26 protein-coding genes are annotated in these 21,962 nt (G+C 71.2%); 17 read left to right on the forward strand and 9 right to left on the reverse strand.

Annotation, left to right across the window (positions count from 1 at the left end; translation table 11 throughout):
• Positions 1 to 42 precede the first annotated feature (42 nt).
• Both U4E84_RS00810 and U4E84_RS00815 read right to left on the reverse strand, forming a co-directional pair.
• Entirely contained in the window at positions 43 to 507 is a 465-nt protein-coding gene (locus tag U4E84_RS00810; protein ID WP_322530191.1) for a universal stress protein, read from the reverse strand.
• Between the two features lie 91 nt (positions 508 to 598).
• Positions 599 to 2,188: a heme-binding protein gene (locus U4E84_RS00815; protein ID WP_322530192.1), complete on the reverse strand. Its 1,590-nt coding sequence runs from the start codon at positions 2,186 to 2,188 to the stop codon at positions 599 to 601.
• 188 nt (positions 2,189 to 2,376) lie between these two features.
• On the opposite strand from U4E84_RS00815, the gene U4E84_RS00820 reads away from it, so the two are divergent.
• The 3 genes from U4E84_RS00820 (at position 2,377) to U4E84_RS00830 (ending at position 4,497) form a co-directional block, all read left to right on the forward strand.
• Entirely contained in the window at positions 2,377 to 3,573 is a 1,197-nt protein-coding gene (locus U4E84_RS00820) for a lycopene cyclase domain-containing protein (protein ID WP_322530193.1), read from the forward strand.
• A gap of 73 nt (positions 3,574 to 3,646) precedes the next feature.
• Complete coding sequence (locus U4E84_RS00825) at positions 3,647 to 4,225, forward strand: PadR family transcriptional regulator (RefSeq protein ID WP_322530194.1); 579 nt, start codon at positions 3,647 to 3,649, stop codon at positions 4,223 to 4,225.
• A 65-nt stretch (positions 4,226 to 4,290) separates the two neighbouring features.
• Positions 4,291 to 4,497 carry a hypothetical protein gene (locus U4E84_RS00830; protein WP_322530195.1) on the forward strand — a complete coding sequence of 69 codons (207 nt, stop codon included), beginning with the start codon at positions 4,291 to 4,293 and terminating at the stop codon, positions 4,495 to 4,497.
• A 132-nt stretch (positions 4,498 to 4,629) separates the two neighbouring features.
• Here the strand turns inward: U4E84_RS00830 and U4E84_RS00835 are convergent, their stop codons facing one another.
• Together U4E84_RS00835 and U4E84_RS00840 are read right to left on the reverse strand one after the other, a co-directional pair.
• Complete coding sequence (locus tag U4E84_RS00835) at positions 4,630 to 4,866, reverse strand: hypothetical protein (protein WP_322530196.1); 237 nt, start codon at positions 4,864 to 4,866, stop codon at positions 4,630 to 4,632.
• A 77-nt stretch (positions 4,867 to 4,943) separates the two neighbouring features.
• Entirely contained in the window at positions 4,944 to 5,717 is a 774-nt protein-coding gene (locus U4E84_RS00840; RefSeq protein WP_322530197.1) for a GTP cyclohydrolase IIa, read from the reverse strand.
• A gap of 142 nt (positions 5,718 to 5,859) precedes the next feature.
• Between U4E84_RS00840 and U4E84_RS00845 the strand changes: the two genes are divergently transcribed.
• From U4E84_RS00845 to U4E84_RS00895, 11 genes are all read left to right on the forward strand, one after another.
• Positions 5,860 to 6,639 carry an HAD-IIA family hydrolase gene (locus U4E84_RS00845; protein WP_322530275.1) on the forward strand — a complete coding sequence of 260 codons (780 nt, stop codon included), beginning with the start codon at positions 5,860 to 5,862 and terminating at the stop codon, positions 6,637 to 6,639.
• A gap of 287 nt (positions 6,640 to 6,926) precedes the next feature.
• Positions 6,927 to 8,327 (forward strand): DUF92 domain-containing protein, encoded by a 1,401-nt coding sequence (locus U4E84_RS00850; protein ID WP_322530198.1) that lies wholly within the window; start codon positions 6,927 to 6,929, stop codon positions 8,325 to 8,327.
• Positions 8,324 to 8,773 carry a GNAT family N-acetyltransferase gene (locus U4E84_RS00855; protein ID WP_322530199.1) on the forward strand — a complete coding sequence of 150 codons (450 nt, stop codon included), beginning with the start codon at positions 8,324 to 8,326 and terminating at the stop codon, positions 8,771 to 8,773. Before U4E84_RS00850 ends, U4E84_RS00855 begins: the two co-directional genes overlap by 4 nt.
• Positions 8,774 to 8,839: 66 nt before the next feature.
• Entirely contained in the window at positions 8,840 to 9,262 is a 423-nt protein-coding gene (gene hisI, locus U4E84_RS00860; protein WP_322530200.1) for a phosphoribosyl-AMP cyclohydrolase, read from the forward strand.
• On the forward strand, positions 9,263 to 10,432 hold the full coding sequence (locus U4E84_RS00865) for a hypothetical protein (protein ID WP_322530201.1): 1,170 nt from the start codon (positions 9,263 to 9,265) through the stop codon (positions 10,430 to 10,432). It begins immediately after the preceding gene.
• A gap of 34 nt (positions 10,433 to 10,466) precedes the next feature.
• Positions 10,467 to 10,865, forward strand: a complete 399-nt coding sequence (locus U4E84_RS00870; protein ID WP_322530202.1) for a hypothetical protein — start codon at positions 10,467 to 10,469, stop codon at positions 10,863 to 10,865.
• A gap of 518 nt (positions 10,866 to 11,383) precedes the next feature.
• Positions 11,384 to 12,412, forward strand: coding sequence for a thymidylate synthase (gene thyA / locus U4E84_RS00875; protein WP_322530203.1), 1,029 nt, complete (start codon positions 11,384 to 11,386; stop codon positions 12,410 to 12,412).
• Positions 12,412 to 13,002 (forward strand): dihydrofolate reductase, encoded by a 591-nt coding sequence (locus U4E84_RS00880; RefSeq protein WP_322530204.1) that lies wholly within the window; start codon positions 12,412 to 12,414, stop codon positions 13,000 to 13,002. Before thyA ends, U4E84_RS00880 begins: the two co-directional genes overlap by 1 nt.
• A 179-nt stretch (positions 13,003 to 13,181) precedes the next feature.
• On the forward strand, positions 13,182 to 14,048 hold the full coding sequence (psmA, locus tag U4E84_RS00885; RefSeq protein ID WP_322530205.1) for an archaeal proteasome endopeptidase complex subunit alpha: 867 nt from the start codon (positions 13,182 to 13,184) through the stop codon (positions 14,046 to 14,048).
• 54 nt (positions 14,049 to 14,102) lie between these two features.
• Positions 14,103 to 15,011 carry an MOSC N-terminal beta barrel domain-containing protein gene (locus U4E84_RS00890; RefSeq protein WP_322530206.1) on the forward strand — a complete coding sequence of 303 codons (909 nt, stop codon included), beginning with the start codon at positions 14,103 to 14,105 and terminating at the stop codon, positions 15,009 to 15,011.
• Entirely contained in the window at positions 15,008 to 15,547 is a 540-nt protein-coding gene (locus tag U4E84_RS00895) for a hypothetical protein (RefSeq protein ID WP_322530207.1), read from the forward strand. The genes U4E84_RS00890 and U4E84_RS00895 overlap by 4 nt, the downstream gene beginning before the upstream one ends.
• A 19-nt stretch (positions 15,548 to 15,566) precedes the next feature.
• On the opposite strand, the gene U4E84_RS00900 is transcribed toward U4E84_RS00895, so the two are convergent.
• On the reverse strand, positions 15,567 to 16,454 hold the full coding sequence (locus U4E84_RS00900; protein WP_322530208.1) for a hypothetical protein: 888 nt from the start codon (positions 16,452 to 16,454) through the stop codon (positions 15,567 to 15,569).
• Positions 16,455 to 16,567: 113 nt separating this feature from the next.
• Positions 16,568 to 17,437, reverse strand: coding sequence for a CheF family chemotaxis protein (locus U4E84_RS00905; RefSeq protein ID WP_322530209.1), 870 nt, complete (start codon positions 17,435 to 17,437; stop codon positions 16,568 to 16,570).
• A gap of 191 nt (positions 17,438 to 17,628) precedes the next feature.
• Between U4E84_RS00905 and fer the strand changes: the two genes are divergently transcribed.
• A complete protein-coding gene (gene fer / locus U4E84_RS00910; RefSeq protein WP_322530210.1) occupies positions 17,629 to 18,018 on the forward strand; it encodes a ferredoxin Fer in 390 nt (129 codons plus the stop codon).
• Between the two features lie 141 nt (positions 18,019 to 18,159).
• On the opposite strand, the gene U4E84_RS00915 is transcribed toward fer, so the two are convergent.
• Positions 18,160 to 18,810, reverse strand: coding sequence for an HVO_0476 family zinc finger protein (locus tag U4E84_RS00915; protein ID WP_322530211.1), 651 nt, complete (start codon positions 18,808 to 18,810; stop codon positions 18,160 to 18,162).
• 149 nt (positions 18,811 to 18,959) lie between these two features.
• On the opposite strand from U4E84_RS00915, the gene prs reads away from it, so the two are divergent.
• Positions 18,960 to 19,814 carry a ribose-phosphate diphosphokinase gene (gene prs / locus U4E84_RS00920; RefSeq protein ID WP_322530212.1) on the forward strand — a complete coding sequence of 285 codons (855 nt, stop codon included), beginning with the start codon at positions 18,960 to 18,962 and terminating at the stop codon, positions 19,812 to 19,814.
• Between the two features lie 18 nt (positions 19,815 to 19,832).
• Here the strand turns inward: prs and U4E84_RS00925 are convergent, their stop codons facing one another.
• The gene (locus U4E84_RS00925) at positions 19,833 to 20,390 is read right to left on the reverse strand and encodes a sugar O-acetyltransferase (protein ID WP_322530213.1); all 558 of its coding nucleotides are present in this window, start codon (positions 20,388 to 20,390) and stop codon (positions 19,833 to 19,835) included.
• Between the two features lie 55 nt (positions 20,391 to 20,445).
• Positions 20,446 to 21,363 (reverse strand): thiamine-phosphate kinase, encoded by a 918-nt coding sequence (thiL, locus tag U4E84_RS00930; protein WP_322530214.1) that lies wholly within the window; start codon positions 21,361 to 21,363, stop codon positions 20,446 to 20,448.
• Positions 21,364 to 21,617: 254 nt separating this feature from the next.
• Here thiL and U4E84_RS00935 point away from each other — a divergent pair, with 254 nt between their 5' ends.
• Positions 21,618 to 21,962, forward strand: coding sequence for a hypothetical protein (locus U4E84_RS00935; protein ID WP_322530276.1), 345 nt, complete (start codon positions 21,618 to 21,620; stop codon positions 21,960 to 21,962).

Genomic DNA, 21,962 nt, shown 5'->3' on the forward strand with positions numbered 1-21,962 from the left:
CGTTCTCGGCCGGACGACCGCGCGACGCCGCGTCGCGCGGGCTCAGATCGTCGTTCGGCGCGGGTCCTCGTCGGTGAGCTGCCGGACGGTGAGCACGGGGATCGGACAGGTCCGCACGACGCGCTCCGCGACGGAGCCGATGAGGAACCGGTTCTCGCCGTGACGCCCCCGCGTGCCCATCGCGACGACGTCGGCGTCGACGTCGCGCGCGTACCCCGAGATCTCGGCGGCCGGTCGCCCCTCGCGCACCTCGACCGTCACGTCCAGATCGGGGTCGCGCTCCGCGGCGGCGTCGGTCACCTGTTCGAGCGCCGACTCGCCGTGGTCGTCGAGCGCGTCGCGGAGGTCCTCGCGGACCTCGTCGGGCGTGGACTCGACCTCGCCGCTGTCGACGACGTAGACCGCGTGGACCGTCGCGTCGAACCGCGCGGCGACGTCGACCGCGACGTCGACGGCCCGACGCACGCTGTCGGAGCCGTCCGTCGCGATCACGATGGTGTCGAACATACGACTCCGTTCGCCGAGGTGATAGTTAAAAACCGGCGGTCGGCGACGCGGCCCGGTCTCGGCCTCGCTCGGTCCCGAGATCGGTCGGTCCCTACGCCAGGAAGACGTGTCGCGGCCGGTCCGCCAGCACCTCGCGGCCCCACTGAACCGTCTCGCGGAACTCCTCGGAGCCGAAGAACGCCATTGCGTCCTCCTTCGCCTCCCACTGGCTGGCGATGAACATGTCGTTGTCGTCTTCGACGTTGGTCATCAGGTCGGTCTCGACGTGGCCGTCCATCTCGGAGAGCAGGTCCTCGACGCCGTCGAAGGTGTCGCCGAACTCCTCGCGGTAGTCGGGCTTGACGGTGTAGAACATCCCCATCGTGCCGAAGCCGGACTCCTCGCCGGCGCGGGCGACGACACCCGGCAGCTCCGAGAGGAAGCCGGCCGCGGTCTCGGCGGCGGAGCCCGTCTCCCAGATGGAGACGACGGCCGCGCGGTCGGTGTGCCGGCCCTCGTACACCGCGGTCTTCACGTGGGTGCCGTAGTGGTCGAAGTTGCCGCGGAGCCCCTCGACCTCGTCGAACAGCTCGTCGACGTCCGCCTCGCTGTACAGCACGGTCGCGTACACGTCCTCGCCGTGGGGCTTCCCGGCGTAGATGTCCAGGTCCGCGAGCTCGCCGCGGATGTCCTCCTCGGAGGCGCCGTCGCCCTCGCCGCCCTCCGACCCCTCGCCGTGCGGATGGTCGCCCTCGCCGCCCTCCGACCCCTCGCCGTGCGGATGGTCGCCGTGCGCGGAGCCGCCGCCGGCGCCGGCGTGCTCGTGTCCCTCCCCGCGGCTCCCGTGGGCGTCGTCGCCGTGGTGACCGCCCTCGCCGCGAGCGTGCCCGTGTCCCTCCCCGTGACCCCCGTCGTCCGCGTCGCCCGTCGGAACCGTCTCGCCCGCGAGGTACGCGCCGAGGTCGGCGGGCGGGAACCGTCGTCCGACGTAGAACTCGCCGAACTCCCCGTAGCGCGAGGAGGCGGGGTCGAACCGCATCTCGTAGACGATGTCCTTGATGTCGGTCGGGTCCGAGCCGAACAGCGTGACGCCCCACTCGTGGCTGTCGAAGCCGACAGAGGAGGCGATCACCTGCTTGATCTTCCCGGCGTACCGCTTGCCGACCTCGCCGTGGCCGGCCATGAGGTCGGCGCGGTCCTCAAAGGAGAGGTCGTACCAGTTGTACTCCTCGCCGCGGCGCTTGCTCATCGGGTAGAAACAGACGTACTCGTCGTCCGGGATCTCCGGCGTCAGCTTCCCCTCGATGTAGCGGCGGAGGCCGGCGTCGACCGAGTCGGGGTCCTCGAAGTACTCGTCGGAGACGTAGCCGGAGACCTCGGTGACCGAGACGTACGAGGTCGTCCGCTCGGTGACGCCCGCGAGCGCGGTGTCCTCGAACCGGCGCTCGATCGACGAGAGGTCGTCGAGCGTGGGCCGGAAGTGGACGAACAGCAGGTCCGCCTTGTGTCCGAGCACGGAGAACAGTCCCGAGTCCCCCCCGTCGGCGTCGGTGACCAGCTCGCGATGTTTCAGGAAGTCCTCGCCCTCCTCGATCGCTCGGCGTCGCTCCCGCGCGGTGGCGCCGCGCCACGCGTCCCAGTCGATCGACCGGAAGTCGTGCAGCGCGAACCACCCCTCCTCGGTCTGTGGTGCCTCGACCATACGTCGGCTTGGAGCGCCGGGACTTAGGGGTTTGCGAGTCGTCGGCGCGCGTCCCGACCGGAGTCGTCGGCGCGCGTCCCGACCGGAGTCGTCGGCGCGCGTCCCGACCGGAGTTCTCTCGACGGGCCGAGCGGCGAGACCTGTGGAACTCCCAACAGGATTAATCGTGGTGAGGGCGTTGGTAACGTATGGCCATCGCTCGGCACGAACGCGGACTACGGGCCGACCTGCGGGCGGCGCTCTCGCAGGTCCACCCGGTGTTCATGTTGCCGCCGCTCGCGGCCTCGTGGTTCGGTGCGGCCGTCGCCGGCGAGTTCGCGCTCTCGGCCGGCGCGGTCCACATGAGCGCGATCTTCTTCGCGGTGTACACGGCACACGTGAAGGACGGCTACGTCGACTTCTACCGGCGCGGCGAGGACGACGACCACCCGATGACGGTCCGCGGCTGTCGCCTCTCCCTCCTCGCCGCCGGCGTCGGCTTCGCCGTCTGTACGCTCGCGCTCGGCGCGCTCGTCGGCCCGGGCGCCGCGCTCGTCACCCTCCCGACCTGGTTCATCGGGTACCTCCACGCGCCGCAGCTCGACACGAACCCGCTCACCACGACGCTGGGGTACCCGACCGGCATCGCGCTCGCGCTGCTCGGCGGGTTCTACGTCCAGACGACCGAGGTGACCGCGGCGATACTCGGGTTCGCGCTCGTCTTCCTCGTGACGCTCGCCGGCGTGAAGATCATCGACGACGAACAGGACTACGCGTACGACAAGTCGATCGACAAACGGACCGTCTCGGTGCTGCTCGGCCGACCGCGGGCCCGGACGCTGGCGTTCTCCCTCCTGATGACCGGGCTCGTCGGCGTCCTCTGGGGGACGGTCGGCGGCCTGTTTCCCCCCTCGGCGCCGGCGGCGGCGCTCGCGTTCGGCTCGGTGGCGCTGGTGGCCAGACGGGCCAACCCGACGATCGCGACGATGCTCCTGATCCGCGGCGCCTACGTCTTCCTGGCCCTCCTGATCGTCGCCGTGTGGTTCCGGCCGCTGTCCGGCACCCCGCTTCCGGACGTCACCGCCCTCGGGCCGTACACGTACCTCGCCACCGAGGTCGCCTTCGGCGCGCTGGCGTTCGCCCTGCTCCGCTACGCCGGCGCGCTCCGGCAGGCGGCCCGGACGATCGCCGCCCTGTATCCGATCGCGTACCTCTGGGACTGGTACACGCTGGAGGTCGGCGTCTTCGAGATCGCGATGCGCACCGGGTACGACCTGTTCGGGATCCCGATCGAAGAGCACCTCTTCATGGTCGTCGTGCCGGCGCTCGTCCTCGGCGTTCACGAGACCATACGGGCGCTCTCGGCCGAGTCGGACGACGCGTCTCGGAGCGACGCTCGGGCGTGAACGGGCCCGCGGTTCGACCGCCGATCGACGGCCGACCGAAACGCTTTCACGATGACTCAGAGACGTAGGAACAATGCGGAAGAGCGGGCCGCCGAAGGGACTGATCTCGTATCTCGTGTTGGAGCTGCTCGACGAGCGGCCCCGGTACGGGTACGAGCTGTTGGGCGAGATCACCGAGATCAGCGGCGGCCACTGGGAGCCCTCGTACGGCTCGCTGTACCCGATCCTCTACAAGTTCGAGGAGGAGGGCGTCGCGGAGCGCGTCGAGCGCGCGGACGAGCCCGACCGGAAGTACTTCGCGCTCACCGACGCCGGCCGAGAGGAGCTCGAGGAGAAGCGCCGCGAGGTCGGCGGGGAAGCGAAGGAGTTCGGCGACGTGGTGCTCGGCTTCTACCACCTGTACGCCGCGCTCGCCACCGACGACCGGTTCGCCGTCGACGACGCCGACGGCGACTGGGAGTACTCCGAGCGCTACAGCGCGTGGATCGTCGAGCAGACGATCCGCCACCACGAGCGCGACTTCGACGAGTTCGAGCGGATCGACGCCACGCCCGAGGAGTTCTACGCGACGGAGTCGGGGGAGGCAAGCGAGGGCGACGACGCGGACGACTCGGAGGACAGCGAGCCGCCGTCCTCCGGAACCGCGGAGTGATCGGTACGGACTGCCGGACCTTCGTGCCCGAAGGCCTATATCGAGGACCGACGACTATCCGAAACATGTCCGCCGACGATCCGTCCGTGCCGATCGTGTGTACCGAGTGTGACACGGAGACCAGCGTCCCGCTCTCCGACGTGGCGGACGCGCTCGCCAGACACAACGACGGGAAACACGACGGCGAGGAGGTCGCGGAGGTCGATCCGGTGTTGAAAGACCGGCTCGCGGACCTCGTCGCCGAGGACCTCGGGCTCCTCGACGACGCGTGAAGGGAGGGCGCAGAAAGGCGGGAACCGCGGAAAGCCGCGGCCCGCTCGAGCTACCGCCGCTCCCGGTCACTCGTTCGGACGACCGGCAGTCGGGACCGACCGCGGGAGCCGGGCGCGACGGGTCGGCCAGGGTCAGTCGTTCTTCGCGAGCGCGCCCTTCGGGTGTCCCTTGTGCTGGAGGTTCCGGTTGTCACGCTTTCGCGTCGCCGTCGCGGGGATGACCGTGTCGGCGGCGACCTCGTCTCGCGGGCGCCCGGTGTAGCCGTGGTCGGGGTGTTCGGCGCAGTGTGCCATGGCGTCGTGGGCTCCCTCCCAGGGGCCCTCGTCGCAGCCGTCCGCCGTGCAGACGAACACTATTTCTTCGGACATGTTGGCGGGGAGTTTCACTCCGGTGTATAAAAACGTGGACCCGATGTTATCAGATCTGAAAACTCCGGCGGAGCGACTCAGTCGCCGGCGGCGGGCGCGCCGAACAGCTCGACGCTCGTTCCCGCGTGTCGGCAGTCCTCCAGCGCGTGTTTGGCGGCGAAGCCCGCCTCGTGGGCCGTGGCGCCGCGGCCGACGCCGACCTGTAGCTCCACGTCGACGTCGTCTCTCACGTGCGCGACCGCCTCGGCGAACGCCCGCTCGGGGAGGTCCGGACAGACCGAGATGATGTTGTCGCCGCCGACGAAGAAGGAGAGCGCGCCGTGCGACTCCCGGAGGTACCGCATGATCGACGCGTACGCCTGCTCGATGTTGATGAACGTGTCGAACTCGTTGAGCCGGTCGGTGTACTTCCCGGTGGCGTCGACGACGTCGAAGTGAGCGACCTGCAGGTCCGACGGGGTCGTCTCCGTCAGGTACTCGCCGGCGAGCACCTCGGTCCGCTGTTCGTCCTGCGCGCTCCCCTCGACCTGGAGTCGGCGGTTCGCGGCCTCCAGCGCGTCGACCGGTCGCTCGGCGACCGCGGTGCCGAGGCTGACGCTCACCGGGTACCGGTTCCCGATCGACTCCTGGAGGGACGCGTGGGCCGCGCCGTCCACGCCGTTCGTCACCGCGATCATGTTGTCGAAGCGCGTGAAGAAGACGTACGCGTCGCGGTGGCCCACGAACTGGGCGACGTCGGCGAAGAGCCGCGACTGGAGCGTCTGGAGGTCCATCTCTCGGCGCGGCTTCGGCGTCACGGTCCACGGCCCGTAGTTGTCGATCTGGACGAGGGTCACCTGGGTCGTCGTCACAGTGGCTCTTGGTTGGGAGTCGCGCCGCTTTACCCTTCCGTTATCCCGAAGCTGGAACCGGTATCGGATCTGTGCCACCCCCGTGCCGACCGACGAGCGCCGGCCCCGCAACCACTACGGCCGTGGCGTCCGGACGGGCGACATGGAGTTCAGGGGCGCCGTCCTCGACGTGGACGGCACGGTCGTGCGAGGCAACGAACCGATCCCGGGCGCGCCGGCCGGCTACCGCCGGCTCCGCGAGCTCGGGATCGAGACGCTGTTCGTCTCGAACAACCCGACGAAGCCGCCGTCCGCGTACGTCGACCGGCTCGGCGCGGCGGGGTACGACGTCCACGTCGACGGCGTGTTCACCGCCGGGACGGTGACGACGCGGTACCTCCGAGCGCACCACGCCGACGACGAGCTGCTGTGTATCGGCTCCCCCGGGCTGTTCGACCAGTTCGCGGCTGCGGACCTCGCGACGACCGACGACGTCGACGCCGCGGACGCCCTCGTCGCTTCGATCGATCGCGAGTTCGACTACGGGGACCTCTGTACCGCGCTGTGGACGCTGGAGCGCGGCGTCCCCTTCATCGGCACCGACCCCGACGTGGTCATCCCGGCCCCCGAGCGCGACGTGCCCGGCTCCGGCGCGGTGATCAACGCGGTCGCCGGCGTCGCCGAGCGCGAGCCCGACGTCGTCCTCGGCAAACCGTCGGACACCGCGATCGAGATGGTGCGCGAGCGACTCCCCTACCCTCCCGAGAGGTGCCTCGTCGTCGGCGACCGACTGAACACGGACATCGCGCTCGGCGAGCGCGCGGGGATGACGACGGTCCTCGTCCGGTCCGGCGTGACCGACGACGACCGGCTCGCCGCCGCCGGCGTCACCCCCGACTACGTGCTTGACGACCTCGGCGACATCGACCGCGTCGTCGGCTGAGCCGCGCCCGAGTCGCCGTCGCTTCTCGACGCGCCTACCGCTCGCCACGTTCGGTCCGTGGGAAACACTTATCAAAATCGACCGCTTCCGGACTCGTATGACTGGCGTTGACACGCACGAGGAGGCGACCGGCGACGAGGATGACCCGGACCGTCCCGTGCGGGTGATCGAGGGACACGCGGTGCAGTTCAACGAGTACCGACACTGAGCCGAGCGTCAGACGGCGACGCGTCCGGCCGCGGGCCGGTGTCGGGACCGTTAAGTGTTCGTCCCGGGTAGCCGGGTGTGTGATACGGAGGCTCCGACGCGCGAGTACCTTCGCCGCCGTGGCCGCGCTCGCAGCCCTCGCGCCGACGCTCGGCGACGCCGCCGTCGTTCCCTTCCTCGCCGTCGCCGGCCTCGCCTTCTTCGGGATCCGCGACGGCGAGTGGTTCGAGACGCTCGCGCTGCCGGGCGACCGAGAGGAGGAACGGCTCTACGGGCTCGTCGCCTTCTCGGTCGCCGCCGCGGGCCTCGCGCTGTTCGCCTCCCTCCCACGCGCCCCGCTTCCCTACGAGGCGTTCGCCGCCGCGGCGCTCGCCGTGGGGGGCGGGCGACTGGGTCGCGAGGCCGTCGCCGGCCGCTCGACCGAGGAGTTCCCGCTCGTCGCCGGCTACGTCGCCGCCGGGGCCCTCGCGGCCCTCGCCGGGCAGGTCGCGGTGCGGCTCCAGACCGAGGCCCTCGGCGTAACCGGCGGCTTCTCGATCGACGGGACCGTCCCCGCCCCGAGCGTCGACCTCGCGGGAGCGGCGTCGTCGCTGGCGACCGCCCTCCCCGACCTCGTCTTCCTCGCGTTCGTGGCCGCGCTGACCGCCGCGCTCGTGCGGTCGCTGGTGTTCTCCCGCGACGCGCACATCACGGTCATCCTCGTCGCGTTCGCGGTCTGGGGGTTCGTCGCGCTCGACCCCGCGGTCACCGTCCCACTCGTCGCGTTCGGGCTCGGCGTGACCGCCGCGCTCGGGTACGTCTCCTTCGCGCTCGGCACCGCCTCGGTCCCCGGCATGCTGACCGGGGTGCTCTCCGCGCTGCTCGCGGTCGTGCTCGGCGGCGTCGGGTGGTTCCTCACGCTGATGTCCTTCTACGCCGTCGGCGGCCTCGCCTCGAAGTACCGGTTCGACGAGAAGGCCGACCGCGGCGTCGCCCAGGAGAACGAGGGCGCCCGCGGCACCGGCAACGTGCTGGCGAACTCCGCGGTCGCGCTCGTCGCGCTCCTCGGCTACGCGGCGACCGCCCACGTCGACGTCCCCGCCGCCCCGTTCGCGTTCGCGTTCGCGGGCGCGACCGCGACCGCGATGGCCGACACCCTCTCCTCGGAGATCGGCGGCCTGTACGACGACCCGCGGCTCGTCACGACCCTCCGGCGGGTCGAGCCCGGCACCGACGGCGCGATCACTTGGCAGGGCGAGATCGCGGGGCTCGCGGGCGCGCTCCTCGTCGGCGCCCTCGTCGCGGTCGGAATGCCCGTCGGCGATCCGGTCGCCGGCGGCGGGATCGTCGTGCTCGCGGGCGTCGCCGGCATGACCGTCGACAGCCTCCTCGGCGCGCTGGTGGAGGGCGACCGCGTCGGCAACCAGGCCGTGAACTTCCTCGCGACGCTGGCGGGCGCGGCGGTCGCGGTCGCCGCCGCGCTCGGGGGAGCGCCGTTGTGACCCGATCGACGGGCGTCGACGGGGCCAACGCGCCCGACCCGCGCGTCCGGGCCGCTCGACCGGCGGACGCCGACCGGATCCGCGAGCTACAGCGCCACCTCCGGCAGCCGAACCCGGACCTGCTGGAGTACGGGCTCGCGGTCGGGTCGGCGTTCGTGAGCGTCGCGGACGGCCGGGCCGTCGGCTACCTGCTGCCGGTCGACGCCCCGAGCCGTGCCGGCGTCCACCTCGCCGAACTCGTCGTCGACCCGGAGCACCGTCGGGAGGGGCGCGCTCGGGGGCTCCTCGCGGCCGTGATCGCGGACGCCGACGGCCCCGTCACGCTGCAGGCGCACCCCGACAACGACGCCGCGCTCGCGCTGTACGACGGGCTCGGGTTCGAGGTGGTCGACCGTCGACCGGAGGCGTACGCCGACGGCGACGCGCTCGTGTTGCGCCGGGAGTAGCGACCCGCTCGTCTCGAAACGGGAACAGACAAAAGGACTATTCGAGCCCCCCGCCTCGGGCCAGACATGACCGACGCCGACGCGGAGCCGGGAGCGGGCGAGGACGCCGAAGCGGGCGGCGACGCGGCCGAGCCGATCGACGTCGACTTCGGCGAGGACGGGCTCGTCCCCGCGGTCGCCCAGGACGCCGACTCGAGGGAGGTGCTGATGCTCGCGTACGTCTCGCCGGCGGCGCTCGAGCGCACCCGCGAGACGGGCGAGGCGCACTACTACTCCCGGTCGCGAGACGAGCTGTGGCACAAGGGCGGCTCCTCCGGGCACACTCAAGCGGTCCGCGAGATCCGGGTCGACTGCGACGCCGACGCGCTCCTGTACCTCGTCGAGCAGAACGTGGGGGCGTGTCACACGGGACACCGGTCGTGCTTCCACCGGACGGTCGACGGCGAGCGCGTCGGGGAGCGCGCCTTCGATCCGGACGAGGTGTACTGAATGGGCGGCTCGGGGACGGAGCGCGGCGCCGCGGAACGGGACGCCGGCCCGGTCGCGGAGGCGGGCGAGGCGGCCGCGACGCTCCGCGAGCGGTACGACGAGCTCCGGCGGATCGAGGCCCGGATCGACGACCTCGGCCGCGACCGGATCGAGGCCGCCGTCGACGCGTACCGGCGGGCGCACCGCGTCCTCGACCAGTACGAGGAGGACGCGGTCGGCACCGGCGACTTCGGCTCGTACGTTCAGTTCCGCGGGGCGTTCGACGACGCCGTCAGCGTCGACGACGACGCGCTCGCGGCCGACGCGTTCGCGGCCGCCGACGAAGCGGTCGACAAGAAGCGGCTCTCCGAGCGCGACTTCGAGGCCGCGCGCGACGCGCTCGACCCCGTCGCGGAGTACGTCGACCTGCTCGCCGCCCGCGACGAGGCGGTCGACGACTACCGGGCGGCGCGCAAGGGCGCCCGGGAGGCCCGGAAGGCGCTCGTCGCGCGGCTCGACGAGCTTCGCGAGGTCGCGGCGATGGCCGACGCGGACCTCGACGCCGACGTCGACCGCCTCCGCGAGCCGGTCGAGACGTACAACGAGGCGGTCCGCGAGTCGTTCGACGAGTTCTACAAGTCCGCGTCGGCCCGCGAGGTCTTCGCCTTCCTCGACCGCGCGGACGCGACGCCGTTCGTCGACGTCGACGTGCCGCCAACGGACCTGGCCGAGTACGTCGCGGAGCACGAGACGGGCGAGGAGCCCCTCCCGACCCTGCTGGAGTACGCGGACTACTCGAACTCGAAGCTGGAGCACTACGTCGACGACCCCGGGGCGCTCCGCACCGCGGTCGCGGTCCACCGCACGTACATCGAGCGGCTCGACGGCGCGCCGCTGGCGCTCGACTGGCCGCCGGCCGGCGGCGACGCGCTCGCCTACGAGATCGACGAGCTGATCCCGCTGGTCGCGCGGGTCGCGGACGACGAGACGGTCGCGACGCTGCGCGCCGTCCGCGACCTCGCGCGCGGCGACGAGTACGAGCGGCTCCGGCGCGCGGCCGAGGTGCGCGACGCGCTCGACGAGTCGGAGCTGGAGCTCCTGCAGACCGGCGCGGTCGACGACCGGGTGCGCGAGGCCGAGCGCACGCTCGACCTCCTCGAGGACGTGCTTGCGGAGACGGAGCGAGAGTGACCCGTTTTAACCCGACGCGGCGTCCACTGACGGTATGACCCGATTCGACGCCGCGACGGAGGCGGAGCGGTTGAAGCTGTTCGCGGACGCGGCGGCCGCCCACCGCGCCCGGTCGAGCGACGTGATGACCGTCGACGTCGACCCCGACAGCGACGCGACCGACGGCGGGGAGGTGCCGCCGTGGGTCCAGCTCGCCGGCACGGAGCTGATCTTGGACTGCACCGACGAGGAGCTGGAGCGGCTGAAGGAGTTGTTGGGAGAGTTCCCCGAGTTCCGCATCGACGAACTGGTCAGCCCGGAGGAGGCCGAGGGGACGAACGCCGTCGTCACCGCGCGCTCCGACGCGAACCGCGTGGCGGGGTTCATCGAGCGCGCGTTCCGCGAGGTGTACGCGCTCGACGAGGACTACCGAGCGTGGGTGACGGCGATATAAAACGGATTGCGATGTTGGTGTCGGCCGTTTACGAATTGTCGACGACGAGGTGAAGTTCTCCGAAGTCGCAGCCGTCCGTTTATAAACAATTGGTACTGGTCCGGCGGAGAACACCTCCAAAGCCCCAGCCGCGAGGACTCGCGCGACTCGCTGCGCTCCTCGACCGCTTACTCCGTTCGCGGTCTGTGGTGCTTGCGTCGTCGTGCTTCGTCCTCATGGCTGCCCCTTTGAGTCCCACCCCGCACAGCACCGCAACCGCACCTCACGCCTCCCCAGCCTCGTCGGCCGGCCTCCGCTTCGCTCCGGCCGCCCGACTCCCTCGCACCGGCGGCTCGCGGCCTTCGGCCGCTCTCCGGGGCGCGCCACGGCGTCGGTTGGGTATAAAACGAGGTTCGAGTCGAGGGGCGTGTAGACGCCTCCCCGAAATTCGGTCGCGACACACTTAGTTTCCCCCCGCCTATCTGATCCGATAGACAGTCGCCTCGCGTGCTCGTCGGACGGGGGCGACGCAACCAACCATGCAACAGTACCTCGATCTCGTCGACGACACCCTGTCGACGGGCACGTACAAGCCGAACCGGACCGGCGTCGACACCATCGCGTCGTTCAGCGGGCAGTACACCGTCGACCTCGCGGAGGGGTTCCCCCTCCTCACCACGAAGAAGATGGACGGCTACCGCTGGAACTCGCTCATCCACGAGGTGCTGTGGTACCTCTCGGGCGAGGAGCACGTCAAGAACCTCCGCGAGGAGACGAAGATCTGGGACGCGTGGGCCGACGAGACCGGTCGGCTCGACACCGCGTACGGCCGGTTCTGGCGACGGTATCCGGTGCCCGAATCCGACGCCGCGCTCCCGGGCGAGACGTGGCCGAACGACGCCCACCGCTGGGTGACCGTCGAGGAGGGACCCGACGGGACCGAGCGCCGGACGTTCGATCAGATCCGGTACGTGCTCGACACCCTCGATGAGAACCCCCGTTCGCGCCGGATGGTCGTGAACGCGTGGCACCCGGCCAACGCCGCCACCTCGACGCTCCCGCCGTGTCACTACTCGTTCGTCGTGAACGTCCAGGACGGTCGGCTGAACCTCCACCTCACGCAGCGCTCGGGTGACATCGCGCTCGGCGTCCCGTTCAACGTCGCCGCGTACGCGCTGCTCGCGAACGCGCTCGCTCAGCGTGCGGGGTTCGAGGTGGGGAAGTTCGGCCACACCGTCGTCGACGCGCACGTCTACTGCGGCCGCGGCGAGCGCGGCAAGTGGTACGCGAACAACCTCCCGTACGTCCAGGACCGGCTCGCGAACGTCGAGAGCAAGGCCGACTACCTCGACGTGAAGAGCTGGGTGGAGCGGACCGCGCCGGACGAGACCGACGGCGAGGAGGGGTATGACCACGTTCCCGGCCTGCTCGAACAGCTCTCGCGGGAGCCGCGCGAGCGGCCGAAGATCGAGATCGCCGACGTCCCTCTCGACGAACTGACCGACGAGGACGTCGAGCTCGTCGGCTACGACTCCGCGGACGGGCTCTCGTTCGCGGTCGCGGAGTGATGGCCGGAGACGCGTCCGACGGCCACGGCACTGACGGTGGCGTGGGCGGTTCGGGGGGTCCCGACGTCGACCTCGTCGTCGTCGCCGCGGTCGCGGAGAACGGCGTCATCGGCGACGACGGCGGGATGCCCTGGCACCACCCGGCGGACCTGGCGCACTTCAAGCGACTCACCGTCGGTCACCCGGTGATCGTCGGCCGTGCGACCTACGAGAGCATCGTCGCGCGGATCGGCGGTCCGCTCCCCGACCGCACCAGCGTCGTCCTGACGACGCGCGACCTCGACCTCCCCGAGGGGGCCGTCGCCGCGAACGACGTCAACGGGGCGGTTGTGCTCGCCGCCGCCGACGCCCTCGACCGCGGCGTCGGCGAGGCCTACGTGATCGGCGGCGCGACCGTCTACGAGCAGTTCCTCGACCGCGCCGACCGAATGGTGTTGACGGAGGTGACCGGGCGTCCCGACGGCGACACGCGCTTTCCGGAGTGGAACGCCGACGAGTGGCGGGAGGTCGACCGCGAGGTCGTCGCGGACGCCGAGACCGAGGGCGACGGCGGTCTCGCGTTCGTCACCTACGAGCGGGTCGACGACTGAGGGCGAGTCGGCGACTGAGGGCGAGTCGGCGTCGACGACAGCCGAGAGCGGACTGCCGCCAGCGGGGGAGCGGGCGTCCGGTCCCGCTCCGGGCGTACCGGTTGAGGAGGGTTTTTCAACCGTCCAGCGTAAGGACGGGTAATGAACCGAAGCGACGCCGCGAGGGCGGGTGACCGACGATGATGGGCAATAACGACCAGCAGGCGTACGACCGCGGCACGTCGCTGTTCTCGCCCGACGGCCGCATCTATCAGGTCGAGTACGCCCGCGAGGCGGTCTCTCGCGGGGCGCCGAGCGTCGGGATTCGCACCGCGGAGGGCGTCGCGTTCGTCGCGATGTCCCGCGCCACCTCGACGCTGATGGAGTCCGAGAGCATCGAGAAGCTCCACAAGCTCGACGACCACGTCGGCACCGCGAGCGCGGGGCACGTCGCCGACGCCCGCCAGCTCATCGACCTCGCGCGACGACAGTCACAGGGGAACCGGCTGCGGTACGGCGAGCCCGTCGGCGTCGAGGCGCTGACGAAGTTCGTCACCGACCACATCCAGGAGAACACCCAGCGCGGCGGCACCCGACCGTACGGCGCCGCGCTGCTCATCGGCGGCGTCGAGGACGGCGAGCCGCGCCTGTTCGCCGCCGATCCCTCGGGCACCCCGAACGAGTGGAAGGCGACCGTCATCGGCGGCGGGCGTCAGGAGATTCAGGCCCACCTGGAGGAGGAGTGGACCGACGACCTCTCGCTGCCCGACGGCATCGAGCTCGGCGTCGCCGCCCTCGCCGTCCACGACGACGAGCTCGAACCCGACGACGTCGCGGTCGCGACGATCACCGAGGCCGACGGCTACCGCACGGTCCCGACCGACGAGGTCGCCGCGGCGTTCGAGGCGGCCGGGATAGGCGACGGCGCTGACGACAGCGACGAGACCGACGCCGAAGACGCCGACGGCGCAGGTGAGGCCGCGGACGCCGACGGTGCCGACGAGGCCGACGACGACGACGCAGAGGCAGACGCCGGCGACGACGCGGACGCCGACGACGAGGAGTAGCGCGGCTCGCAGGTCCGGCCGATCGCTTTTGTTCGGGCCCGTCGAACGCGACGCATGGCACGCATCGCGGAACTCGTCGCGTACCCGGTGAAGTCGCTCGACGGCGTCGCCGTCGAGCGCGCCGAGATCGGCCCCCGAGGCGCGCTACTGGGGGACCGGACGTACGCGCTCGTCGAGGCCGGCGTCGACCCACACGAGGCCTCGGTCGGCGGGAGCGGCGGATACGTCAACGGGAAGCGCGAGCCGGCGGTCCACGGGCTCCGCGCGAGCTACGACCTCGCGGGCCCCGCCGACGCGACGCCGACCGCGGTGACCCTCTCGCGGCCGGCGCGCTCCGAGACGGGGATCGTCGCGGACGAGCGGACGTTCGCGCTCCCGGACGACGCGGAGGCGCTAGAAGCCTGGGTCGGCGAATACCTCGGCTACGACGTCGACCTGGTTCGCGAGCCCGACGGCGGGCTCCCCGACGACCGGGCCGCCCCGGGGCCGACGGTGGTCTCGCGGGCGACCCTGGAGACCGTCGCCGGGTGGTTCGACGCGGTCGCGGACGCAACGGAGATGCGGCGGCGGCTCCGCCCGAACGTGGTGCTCGACGACTGCCCCGCGTTCTGGGAGGACCGGCTGTTCGCCGACCACGGGGAGGCCGTCGCCTTCGCTGCGGACGGCGCGACCCTCCTGGGCGTCAACCCCTGCCAGCGCTGCGTCGTCCCCTCCCGTGACCCGGACACGGGCGTCGAGACCGACGGGTTCCGCGAGACGTTCGTCCGAAAGCGCCGAGAGACGCTCCCCGCGTGGACCGAGAGCGACCGGTTCGACCACGACTTCCGGCTGATGGTGAACACGCTCGTTCCCGAGACGGAGTGGGGAGCGACCGTCGCCGTCGGCGACGAGGTGACGATCGGGGAGGTCGTCGACCTCGACGACGGCCCAGGCGGCGAGACCGTCGTGGGGGGAGCGCCGTGAGCCGCCGCCGGACGCCCGGCCGAGAGGGCGCCGCCGCCCGCTCCGGCGAGCGGCGGACCTGGTACGGATACGGGGAGCTCACGCGCGTCGAAAAGAGCCGTCTCGGGGTGTTTCTCCACGACACCACGCGGCTGTTCGCGGAGATCTCGGTCGTCTCGCTGCCCGTGTTACTGCTCGCCATGGAACATCCGCCGAGCGGCTGGTTCGACGCGAAGGCGACGGGGCTCGTCGCGTGGATCGCCGCCGTGGTCACCGCGACGCTCGTGCGGGGCGGATTCGTCCGGCCGCTCGCGACCGCCACGCCGGGGTGGGTGACGCTCTCGCCGTCGCTGCTGCTCGCGCGGATTCCCTACTTCAACGGCGGACTGGCGCTGGCGATCTTCGGCGGACTCGGAGTGGAACGGTCGGTCGCGACCGTCGTCCCGGACGGTGCGCTCGGTATCGTCCTCGGACTGACGTGGGCGGCCGGCGTCGCGGTCCTGCTTTCGCTGTCGTTCCCCCGCGTCGCGGAGCGGTGGCTCTCGGTCGTCGGGTGAACCGACGGTTCCGGCCGGCTCAGCGCCCGCCGTCGGTCAGCGCGACCGGCTCCTCCTCGTCGGCGGCGGCGGGCGCGTCGGCGGTCGGGTCCCGGACGCCCGCGGTCTCGGGCGTCGTCTCCCCGACGCCGAAGTGGTTCCAGAGGGTGACGACGACGACCGCGTACGCGACGAGGTCGTAGTGGACGCCGCCCTCGAAGGCGGTGAACGCCGCGAGCGTGCTGTAGCCGAAGAGGGCGACGACGCTCGCCACGAAGACGCTCTCGGTCGTGACCCGCCCCGCCGCCGCCGCGGCGAGCGCGCGCTTGATGATCGGCCCGCAGGCGACGAGGAACGCGATGCCCGAGAGCGCGCCGAGGTTGACGAAGAAGTGGGTCGCCACGTTCGAGTCGAGGATCGACTGGAGGTACGCGACCGTGACCGGGTCGTAGAACAGCCACTCGATGCGGGTGGGGTAGAGCACGGCGATGTACGGGGTCGCGACCATCAGCCCGAACAGCACCGCGACGGCGACGCGGGCGGAGGCGAACTGCGAGGCGCGCCGGACCTCGAACGCCGCGTCGCCGCGCGCGACCACGAGCCCGCACGACTCCAGCAGCTCCCGGAGGTCGTCTCGGGTCAGGTCCGGGTCGTGGTGGACGCCGACGGTTCCGTTTCGCTCGGTCGCCGAGGCCGCGCTGACGCCGTCGTGGTCGAGCAGGACGGCCTCCAACAGCCCCTCGCGTCGCTTCGTGTCGATCCCGTCCACCGAGAAGGTGTCGTGGACGTGCGGCTCGGGCACGCGCGCGACCCGCGGCCCCGCGTTGGCGGACGGCGCGTCCGGACGGTCGCCCGTCGGGGCGTCGAGCCCCCGTTCGCGGACCGCGGCGTCCAGCCGCGTCGAACACCCGTGGCGGTCGTCTGGCATGTGATTCACCTACGTGCGCATCAGTATGAAGCTTCCCCTGAGAGGCGGCTCAGAGCGCTCGCTGGGCGCGGGTCGATCACCGGGTTCACGGTCCATCTCGGCCACCGAGCGCCTCACGTGTTGACCGACTCCAGATACGAGGTGACGATCATCCGTCCCTTCCGCGTGAGCGCCGCGCCCGACTCGCCGTCGACGAGGAGCTCCGCGTCGCGGAGCGTCTCGAGGACCATCGAGGTCTGCGTGACGTCGCCCGTGACCACGTCGGCGACGTCCGCCTCGCCGCCGGCCGAGTAGATCGACACGAGGATCTCCAGCTGCTCTTCGGTCGGGTCGAACGACTCGAGATCCGCTCTCACGTCGGCGTACTCCAGCTTGATGTACCGCCCGAGGACGTTCAGTGTGCGCTCGTTCGGGACCGTCGCGATGGAGGTGACGGTGCGGGCGTCGGAGGTGTGCCGGAACACGAGCGCGGGGCGCTTCGTCCCCCCGATCGTCCGGTTCGTCCGCTCGTAGTCGATGACGGTCGAGAGGTCGACCCGGAACGGCTCCGGACAGTCGACGAACCCGATCGCGCCGGGCGAGAGCGCGACGGACGCCGTGCGGTCCGACGCGTCGGTGACGCGCCCGCCCACCTTCGCCGGATGACGGACGGTGACCGTCACCCCGCGCAACAGGGCGGAGAACAGGAGGCGTGTGAACCGGTCCATGTCGTTCGGCTCTCCCTCGACGAGCGCCGACCGCCGCGCTCCGTCTCGCTCGTACGCGACGGTGACGCTGTCGCTGAAGAAGGACCGCAGGTCTCCTGGGACCGTTCCGACGACCACGTCGAACACGGACGAGAGCGGGACGGTTACCGTCGCGTCGTCCGTCGCAAGCACCAGCCGCCGCTGACTCAGGAGAACGCGTCCCGTCACGGGCTCGTCGCTACCGACGTCCGGGGCGTGGACGCGACCGACGAAGTCGGCGACGACGGACTCCTCCATCGCTCGCGGCTTGCGACCGTTCGCTATTTACTGTTACCCGCGGCGTATCAGTCGTGATACCCAGCTGTCAGGCGCCGCGCAGGGCGGTCGAACCCGTTCGGTGAGCGACCGGCGTCCGCTCGACCGGTTTGGCGCTCGCGAGAGGGGAGGAACAGCAAAGCCTAATGAGGTGGGCATCAAACCGGCGAGTGATGCCCACAGTAGAATACCTCAACTACGAAGTGCTCGACGACCACGGCTGGTCGATGGACGACGACGACCTCTTCGAGGCGGCCGCCGACGCCGACCTCGACGCCGAGGACTACGGTACCCTCGAAGTGAACCAGGGCGAGTACATCCTCGAATCCGCCGAGGCCCAGGGCTACGACTGGCCCTTCTCGTGTCGCGCCGGCGCCTGTGCGAACTGCGCGTCCATCGTGAAGGAGGGCGACATCGAGATGGACATGCAGCAGATCCTCTCCGACGAGGAGGTCGAAGAGAAGAACGTCCGTCTCACCTGCATCGGCAGCCCGGCGACCGACGAGGTCAAGATCGTCTACAACGCGAAACACCTCGACTACCTGCAGAACCGCGTCATCTAAACCACCACGACCACGCCGCGGTCGAACTCACAGACGGTGTTCGATGTGGGTTACCCCCATCGGTGCCACCGTTTTTTCGGACGCGATCCGCCGGTGAGCGACCGCGTCGGTCACACCGCGCCGGTCACGTCGGGACGTCGCCTACCAGGCCGACCACGCCGTCAGGCTCTCGTCGCGGGCGTACACCCGTTTGCAGTCCTTGGCGTACGCGAAGTCGCCGTCGTGGTCCAGCTTCTCGTGTCGGTACTCGGGGGCGTCCTCGCGGATCTGGACGCCCTCGACGACGAACTCCTCGTCGCCGAACTCGACGGTCTCGCCGACGGTGAACTCGTAGTCGCCGGGGACGTTCACCCGGATCGAGCGCGTCTCGTCGGCGTTGCCGTCCTTGGGGTGGAGGGTCACCGGCACGGAGACGTTGTCGACCGCGCGGGTCCACAGCGTCTCGACCGCCTCGATGTCGGCCTCCTCGACGCGCCGTTCGGGGCCGACCTCGATCCCCGTCACCCGGACCTGCATGAGCGCGTCGGGGGAGTCGACGACGAACTCCTCGCCGGCCGCGACGTAGGTGTCCGCTGGCACGTCCATGCGGGTCGTGAACGACTCGCCGTCCTGCGAGACGACGATCTTCAGCTCCACGGTCTCCTCCTCCGGGATCTCGGTCTTGTACGTGTGGTCGCAGTCGGTACAGCGGACGGTCGCCTGCCCGCCGGGGCGTAACACTTCGTGGACGGTCTCCTCGCCCGGGGAACACGACGGGCAGGGGAGACCGACTCGGTCTCCTGTTTCGGTCATTACGGCGTCGTATCCGCCGCTCGCGTAAATATCCGCCCCTGTGGCCGCGGTGCGTCACACGCTCGCGTGGGGCGCGGGCACCCGGTTCGAGGTCTCGTCTCCGCCCGAGTAAGGAAACTGGTTTATCGGTGTCTGGGGAACGAACGGCCATGATCGTTCCCGGATCCAGCTCACAGCTGCTCGCGGCCGCGCTCGCCGATGAGACGGGTCGGCGGCTGGCCACGCCGACGTACGACCGGTTCCCGGACGGCGAGGCGCTCGCGGCGGTGCCCGACTTCGACGACGACGAGGCGACTGTCGTCGCGACGACCGACTCGGACGCGGCGTGGGTCGAACTGCTCCAGCTGCAGGACGCCGTCCGCGAGGCCGGCGCCGAGCGCGTGACGACCGTCGTCCCGTACATGGGGTACGCCCGGCAGGACCAGTCGTTCGGCGACGGCGAGCCCGTCTCGGCGCGGGCGATGGCGCGGGCGGTCTCCACCGGAACCGACCGCGTCGTCCTCGTCAACCCTCACGAGCCGGCCGTCGCCGACTTCTACGACGCCCCCGTCGAGACGGTCGACGCCGCGGGCGTCCTCGCGGAGCCGCTGCCCGACGACCTCGGCGAACCGCTGTTTCTCGCACCGGACGAGGGCGCGATCGGCATCGCCGAGACGGTCCGGGACGCGTACGGCGCGGGCGAGACGGACTACTTCGAGAAGCGACGCGACCGCGAGACGGGCGCGATCGAGGTGTCGCCGTCGGACGCCCCGGTCTCCGAGCGCGACGTCGTCGTCGTCGACGACATCGTCGCCACCGGGTCGACGATGAGCGAGTCGGTCGCCGTCCTGAACGACCGCGGCGCGGCGCGGGTGTTCGCGGCCTGCGTCCACCCCATGCTCGTCGCCAACGCCGTGACGAAGCTCCGCGGCGCCGGCGTCGACCGCATCGTCGGAAGCGACACCATCGAGCGCGGCTGCAGCGTCGTCAGCGTCGCCTCCGTCCTCGCCGACGTGCTGGCGTAGGGCCTCCCTCCTCCGTTCTCACTCGATCTCCCGGATCACCCGCGCCGGGTTCCCTCCGACCACGGCCCGCGCCGGCACGTCCCTCGTGACGACGGAACCCGAGGCGACCACCGCGCCGTCGCCGACCGTCACGCCCGGGTTGAGCACCGCGCGGCCGCCGAGCCAGACGTCGTCGCCGACGGTCACCGGCTCGGCGCGCTCGCGGCCGGTGGCGCGCTCGGCGGGGTCGATCGGGTGCGTCGACGTGTAGACGTGGACGCCCGGGCCGAGCAGGCAGCGGTCGCCGAACGAGACGGGGGCCGCGTCGAGGAAGACGCAGCCGTAGTTCGCGAAGAAGCCGTCGCCGACCGCGACGTTGTACCCGTAGTCGCAGCGGACGGGCGGCTGGACGGTCGGGTCCTCGCCGATCGCGTCGAAGAGCTCGCGGAGGAGCCGCTCGCGACGCCCGCGCTCTCTCCCGCTCGTCGCGTTGTATCGGCGGGAGAGATCGCGGGCGCGATCGCGGTCGGCGACGAGCGTCGGATCGGTCGGATCGTACGGCTCGCCCGCCAGCATCCACTCCGTCTCGGTCGACATGGTCGCCACGAGGGGGCCCGGCCAATAAGCATCGAGGGATCGGGCGGGCAGCCAGCTACCCGTGCGTGTAGCCGCGGTCGGGGAGGGGGTCGCCAGCGGCGGTGACGCCGTCCGCGGCGTCGACGACGCTCCCGACGCGCACGAGTCCGCCGGGACAGGCCTCGCGGGCGGCGTCGAGGTCGCCGTCGGGGACGGCACAGACGAGCTCGAAGTCCTCGCCGAAGTGCGCCGCCAGCTCGAACCGGTCGGTCGGACCGTCGGCGACGTCGTCGACCGCGGGGTGGACCGGGAGCCGGTCGCGGTCGATCGCGAACCCGACCTCGCTCGCCTCAGCGAGCTGGTGGAGCGACCGGGCGAGCCCGTCCGAGGAGTCCATCATCGCCGTGGCCCGGCCGGCGAGGGCGACCCCGTCGGCGACGCGAGGGGTGAACCTGAAGAGGTCGTTGGCGCGTTCGACGGCCGGTGCGTCGTCGCGCGCGACGGACCCCTCGCCGCCGCGGTCGAACAGGCGGAGCGCGGCCGCCGTTCGTCCCCACTCGCCGGTCACGCAGAGCGCGTCGCCGGGGCTGGCGCCCGAGCGGGTCACCGGGCCGGCGTCGGTGAGGTCGCCAATCGCGGTCGAGGCGGTCGTGAACTCCTCGTGACTGTCGAGGTCGCCGCCGACGTACTCTGCGTCGACGGCCTCGCAGACGTCGACCGCGCCGGCGACGAACCGGTCGAGCTGGTCGGGATCGAAGTCGGCGTCGGCGTAGACGGCGACCGCGGCGGTCGCGCTCGCGCCCATCGCCGCCACGTCGGAGAGCGACGCGCCGACGGCGCGCCACCCGGCGGTGTACCGGGTCGTTCCCGGGGGGAAGTCGGTGCGCTCGTGGAGCATGTCCGTCGTGATGACGGCGTCGCCGACGACGGCGGCGTCGTCGCCCGCGTGCGGCAGGGCAGCGGAGAGCCGGCGGAGTGCGTCGCGCTCGTTCACGGGCGGGACCAACGCGCCGGAAACGGTTAGAAGGGATCGGTCCGCCCGACGCGTCCGAGCGTGTTTCGTGATACCACGACCCATTTAAACGGGTAAAACACATTAACGAATATTATCATTATCAATCATTATGTTTATTACGGCGCCGCCGGACGAACCGAGTGCAATGTCAGTACCCGTACGCGGACACGCGGCAGCACGACGCGACGACCGACCGATCACCAGACGACCGCCACAACCGCCCACACGACCCGATGACGACACCTGACGACACCACACCCACGGACGACACGACGAACCGCACGACCGATCGATCGACGACCCGGACCGATCGCGAGCGGACCGATCGCGAGCGGACCGCCGACGCTTCTCGACCGCCGATTCCCGGCCGCACGCCGAATACCGAAGAGGCGGGGGCGCCGCTCGTCCCCCCCACGCGCACGCAGACGCCCGCGCGACCCGCGGACGACGGGAGCGCTGAGCGATTCGGAACGTTCCGCCGCCCCAGCAGGCCGCCGACCGCCGAGGAACGGGACGCCCCGCTGGTTCCGGACCTCCGACCGACTCGTCGCGCGCGGACCGACGGAGGTCGGCGATGA

Source organism: Halorubrum sp. AD140, assembly GCF_034497445.1.
GTDB lineage: Archaea > Halobacteriota > Halobacteria > Halobacteriales > Haloferacaceae > Halorubrum.